We start from the raw sequence: 5,535 nt of genomic DNA, 5'->3' as shown, positions 1-5,535 counted from the left end.
TCCCAAGTCGTTTGCGACCAGGGTGTTGGCTCCAGCGTTTCCGACGAGCAAGATTCCGGCTCTGCCGGCCATCGCGCTCAGTTTCTCGACGTTTGAGTTTTCAGCGAGCTTGTAGCTCACACCCGCGATGATCGTATCGGTTCCGGCGTTTGCGCCTTCTTCGATAACATCGGCTGGGCTGTCGACGATGTAGGTGTCGTTGCCGTCACCCCCACGCAAGACGTCGGCTCCGCCACCGCCGTCCAGGGTGTTGTTACCGGTGTTGCCGGTGATGACATTCTCGAGGTCGTTACCGGTAAGGTGAAGGTTGGCGTCACCGGTCGCGGTCAGGTTCTCGACGAAATCGCTAAGCGTATAGTTGACGCTCGTTCGGACGAGATCCGTTCCATCGGCGACGGACGTCTCCGTGACAACGTCTCCGACATGGTCGACAAAATACGTGTCGTTGCCTGATCCGCCGATCATAGTGTCGGCGGTGAGTTGGCCGCCCTGGAGCGTTCCTCTCAGCGTATCGTTACCGCCGCCGCCTATGAGGACGTCGTCTCTGTTGCCGCCGATGATCGTATTGTCGAGACTGTTGCCTTCGAGGCGAACGCTCACGTCAGGTGAATTCGTCCTGACGCTGAGGGTTTCAATCTCGAGGCCTTCTTTCAGTTTGTAGTTGCTGAAGGTGACGTAGATCTGGTCGTGCGTGCCACCGGCATCCGTTATGATGTCGAGGTCATCGTCGAGGTAGAAGATATCCTCGTCCACTCCACCGACCAATGAGTCGGTGCCGGCGCCTCCCGTGTAGGAATTACGCCCGTTTCCTCCGATGATCGTGTCGTTGCCGTTGCCGCCATCCAACCAATTGGCGCCGTTGTGGCCGATTAGGACGTTGTTTCCGGAATTGCCGTAAAGACCGATATCGACCGAGTCGTCGGCTTGTGCTTCGATCGTTTCGATGGAGTGGTCTTGTCCAAGCTGAAAACTGACGCTTGTGAAAAGCTTGTCCTGGCCCTGGTTAAGGATTTCGACGATTGTCGCGCCTTCGTCTGTCACGAAATAGGTATCGTCTCCCGTGCCGCCAATCAGTGTATCGGAGCTACTTCCCACAAGCGTGTCGTTATTGGCTCCACCATCGAGTCGATTAGAGCCAGCTTCGCCGTTCAACCAATCGTTGCCGTCGCCGCCATCAAGCGTGTCGGTGCCGTCACCGCCCAACAGCGAGTCGTTGTCGGCGCCCCCGGTGAGGCTGTCATTGTTTCGTCCGCCAATCAGCGTGTCGTTGCCGATCTCGCCGTTTAGGATGTCGTTTCCGTCGCCCCCATCGAGAGAATCATTGCCACCGGCACCGGATAGGCTGTCGTTGCCACCCAATCCGCTGAGCGTATCGTCCGCGCTGGTCCCATTGTGGATGTCGGTACCCGTCGTACCCGTCCAAACGAGTGACGCCCCCTCGAAAGGTGTCGAAGCCGAGGTAGGGATGGATCGGCTTGTCGTAGATTCGCCTCCCACCACGTCTGCGCGAGCCGTCGTCTGCGACCCGTCCGACCAGACCAGCAGGTAAGCGGCATCGCCCAGCGGAATAACGGCCGATGCGGCGCTTGTCCTCAACGGGGAAGCATCAAAGAGAAACTCGTCGGTGACCACGCGACCCGTGGCATCCACCACGCAGCCGTGCGCTTCGGCAACGCCACCGGTCTGCATCTCGGACCAGGCGACCAAATAGCATCCATCACTGAGGGTTGCGATCGAAGGTTCGACCTCGCTGCCGCTTCTGCCGAGGAGCACATCGTCCGTGGCGATCAGCGAACCATCGAATGCGGCGATCCGCAGTTTGATGTCCCAGGTGTCCAGCTCGCGATCGGCCCAAACCGTCGCCGTCATTTGAGCGTCAGGGTTGTTCCTGGCCGTGGGCGGAATGACGTTTGGGAAATCGCCGTCGTTTGCATTTTCGCGTTTCAAAGACATGGCCGATTGAACTMCCCAGCGCTGCGCTTACTCGTCGTCACTTCGAACGACTAGTATTCACACGGCAGAGTTCGGCTGACCCCCTACAAACAAATGGGAAGAAAATACCTCCGGCGAGGAGTTAGAGATTCTAATCAGAATAGATGCCTGCGGTTTGTTCGGATTTACGCCCAGGCGGTCATGTTCATTACGTTAGGTAAGCAAATTCAATTTTGGTGATCAGATATTCCGGTCATTTTTACGTGAACGAGTGTTCGGAAAGCTACCTGGTGGGTGCGCGGACCCGTGTTCGCCTGTAGGGACCTGTAGGGAAAGAGGAGCATCGAGGACACGATGCATCCGCGCGGGAAAAGCCTAGTGAGACATCGCGTCTGGAACGCGCACGTGGCGCTTGGGTCCGCGCCCGACGAGAATGATCGGATGCCGGCGAGCTGCCCTTTTCCTCTGGCGTTCCTCGCGTCGGGGCTGCTCTGCTTCGGCGTCGGCTGGCCGGGAATTGCGGGATCAAGGTGTGTCGATCTTGATGGTTGAGCAGAACGCGAGAAGCGCCCTCGAAATATCCGACGACGGCCTTGTCCTCGAACAGGGCCGGACGCGAATGACCGGCCGGGCCGCCGACCTTCTCAACGATCCGCGCGTCGGGAGCCTTTTTCTCGGCGGTCCTGTGGAAACGGCAGCATAGACGCGGTACGCTGACGGCAATTACTCCCAGTCGTACGCAAGCGTCTCTTTGAAGGCAAAGCGGTTCAGATGGTCTTCGATGACTTTCTGCATCCGATCCCGGGAGCTTTCGTCGACGACGGTGAGCTTGATCAAAAGGTGATCGGGTTCAGCGACCAACTCGGCTTTGCGGTCCTCCGCGAAGGGGATCGTGCTTGTCGTCTCGGTGTAGCTGACATCGAACTTGTGCGACCAATGCTTGCTGAGTTGCTGAAGGTATCGACTGGCCGCCTGTGTCGGCACTCTGGTTTCGCTTACGAGCATATGTCGTTTCCCTCTTGCGATTGAATGAATTGAGGAGCCCATTCGATACGTACGTTGACGATGCGAAATGATACGGAAGTCAGATCATGCGCGACGGCTTCTTAAAGACGTCGGCTGTTGTGGCGGATCGCTGCCAAAGAAATGGGAAGTCACGAGGCTCGTTGCCAGCTGATAATTCGCCGCTCTCGAGCGCGCGGATTTTTTCCTCGACCAAGTCCGCCAGCGCGCTTTGGGGGCAAGAGACGCGCAATTCACGCACCGCGTCCTTGATCTGCTTCAGGTCCACAGGCAACGGCATTGCTAGATGTCTCCCCATACGCGTCGTCATACTCCGCCGGCTCCCATTCGCGCCGAATATGAAGGCGAAACGAATCGAACCAGAGCATGAACGACGGTAGGCCTCTCCGGCTGCCCCCTGCATTGCGTGTAGATTACAGTTCTGTAATGAAAGCCGCCGACCTGCTCATGCCGGCGGCCGACGTGATGGAACACCTGAGCTTCGGCGGCTGGCGGGCACGGTTGAGTAGACTTCTACCACAACGCGTTTCCGCGACGCTCACCGTCAAACGATGAAGCGGATTGCCCGTTGGATGTCGAAGAAGTCCTTTGCCTCGAAGCGGAGGGTACGTGGCGCAATGTGCTCCACCCCAGGGTACCAACTGCCACGATATGCTTCTGTCGGCGTCGTATACTCGACGACCAACTCGAACTGATTAGCCAGTTGGGGCWGGCAGGCCGAGACGTCGCGCGACAAAGCTGCCTCGACGCCGTTTCGTATGGCACTTCTCGACGCTTGCGGCGAGAGCGACGACGTTGCCGGCCCGAAGCCTTCGCTTGTCGCGACGACGCCGATGCCGGAGATCAGTTCCTTCGCTTCCGCGCACATGCCGGCATCGCCGGAAAGAAACGCGGACGGCACGCCGTATCGCGCCGCGCATAGTGCATTGATCGTAAATTCCGACGCGACCTCTCCGTTGATCAATAGCCGCGAGACAGTCCCGGTCAGCGTATGAGCAAGCGGATTCGTGTCTGTACCCGCCTTGTTGTGGTAGCCGATATAGAGTGCGGCGGTGAAGCTCGCGTCGATCCCGAACATCATGATGTCGGGATGTCCGCTCCAGCCGCGGACGATGCGAACATATTCGGGCAATCTGGAGAGAATGAGATTTCTCGCGGTGGAGTGAGCGTCTTTCACGACCACTTCGCTCGCTCCGGCCGCCTTTGCCCCTTCGCAAGCCGCAACCAGTTCGTCCGTCATGTATTCGCGGAACTCCGCGTATTCCGGATTTCCTTTCTTGGCCTCGTCCCAGGCCGTGATTCCGGCCGTTCCCTCGATGTCGGAGCTGATGAAGACTTTCATTCTCACTTTTCCTTGATTCTAGATGATCTCAGCGATCGACGTTAAGAGCCGGTCGATCTGCTCGGAGGAATGCTCGGAGAACACGGCAAGGCGCATGGTCGGAACATCCGGCGCGTCCGAATAGCCCGAAGGCTTCACGACTTTCACGACGATATCGTTGGCGTCGAGCTGTGTGCGCAAGTGTTCGAAATCGACAGCGTCTCCGCGAATGTTGACAATCGGAACCGGCGTGTCAGCAAGGTCGAAACCCAGACCTCTCAATCCGCCTCGCAGTTGCTTGACATTGCGTACAAGGTTTTCGCGCATTGCTGGTTGGGAACGTAGAATTCGCATGGCTGCGACGGCGGCAGCCGCCGCACCGGGAGTGATCGGCGACGCGCCGCGCATGATCATCGCGTTGGCGGAGATCTTTCTTCCTAGCTCCGCATCACCCGGGATGATGCCGCCCGATGCTCCGAAGGCCTTGCTCAGCGTTCCCGCGAGGAAATTCCCCTCGCCTTCCAGGCCAGCATGTTGAAGCGAACCCCGCCCGCTGGATCCCAGACTGCCGACTCCGTGTGAATCATCGACGGCGAGCAGCCCTCCCTCATAGGGTTCCATCGCGCGACGGTAATCGGCCAAAGGAGCCAAGGCCCCGGTCGAGGGAAACACGCCATCCGTCACCACCGCTGGGCGCTGGTGTGGTCCGATATTGCGAGAGAGCGCATCGGCCAAACTCCCCGCATCGAGGTGGCGAAAACTGTAGGTCGGCTTCCCCAATGTTCTCAATGCATCTCGCGCGCTGTAATGGGTCGCAGCGTCGACGAACACGACATCGAAGGCGTCGCGCAATCCTTGAAGGAGCGCCATCGGTCCGGAATAGCCCGAGATCAAGCTGACGACGTGCTCCACACCGAACCATGCACGAAGTTGCTCATCGAGGTCGGCGTAGATTTGCATCCCTGCCAGCGTTCCCGGGCCGAGGCCGAATTGCCGGGTGGCGGAGCATGCGGCTTCGATGACATCGGGATGTCCGTGCAAGCAATAATAGCTCGTGCCGCAGAAGTAGTCGACATCGCGCCCGTTGATCCGCATGCGGGGGCCGAGAACCGAATCCATCCTCATCGGCTCGTCCGTCCGCTGAGCAACGCTCAACTCGCCGCCTCCATATGCGATTGGCGGCGCACCAAGAACATCGGACCGACCCGAATCCCGCGTCGCCCTTGATCATCCACCGCGTCGAGCTCGAGGATCTCCTC

5 protein-coding genes and 1 pseudogene are annotated in these 5,535 nt (G+C 58.9%); 1 reads left to right on the top strand and 5 read right to left on the bottom strand.

Going from position 1 to position 5,535, the window contains the following annotated elements:
• Positions 1–1,869: calcium-binding protein (locus AC1DT3_RS11035; protein WP_477465304.1), on the bottom strand; the 1,869-nt coding region annotated here is incomplete at its 3' end.
• A gap of 577 nt (positions 1,870–2,446) precedes the next feature.
• Between AC1DT3_RS11035 and AC1DT3_RS11030 the strand changes: the two are divergent.
• A pseudogene (locus AC1DT3_RS11030) lies at positions 2,447–2,635 on the top strand (ABC transporter ATP-binding protein); the annotation flags it as partial.
• Positions 2,636–2,655: 20 nt separating this feature from the next.
• Here AC1DT3_RS11030 and AC1DT3_RS11025 read toward each other — a convergent pair.
• The 4 genes from AC1DT3_RS11025 to AC1DT3_RS11010 form a co-directional block, all read right to left on the bottom strand.
• Positions 2,656–2,937, bottom strand: coding sequence for a DUF2218 domain-containing protein (locus AC1DT3_RS11025; RefSeq protein ID WP_477465303.1), 282 nt, complete (start codon positions 2,935–2,937; stop codon positions 2,656–2,658).
• A gap of 79 nt (positions 2,938–3,016) precedes the next feature.
• Positions 3,017–3,265 (bottom strand): hypothetical protein, encoded by a 249-nt coding sequence (locus AC1DT3_RS11020; RefSeq protein ID WP_477465302.1) that lies wholly within the window; start codon positions 3,263–3,265, stop codon positions 3,017–3,019.
• 234 nt (positions 3,266–3,499) lie between these two features.
• Entirely contained in the window at positions 3,500–4,297 is a 798-nt protein-coding gene (locus AC1DT3_RS11015) for a M55 family metallopeptidase (RefSeq protein ID WP_477465301.1), read from the bottom strand.
• A gap of 18 nt (positions 4,298–4,315) precedes the next feature.
• Entirely contained in the window at positions 4,316–5,431 is a 1,116-nt protein-coding gene (locus AC1DT3_RS11010; protein ID WP_477465300.1) for an aminotransferase class I/II-fold pyridoxal phosphate-dependent enzyme, read from the bottom strand.
• Between the last annotated feature and the right edge of the window lie 104 nt (positions 5,432–5,535).

The organism is Microvirga sp. P4_G7 (genome assembly GCF_056401005.1).
This window is presented reverse-complemented; position numbering and strand designations above follow the sequence as displayed.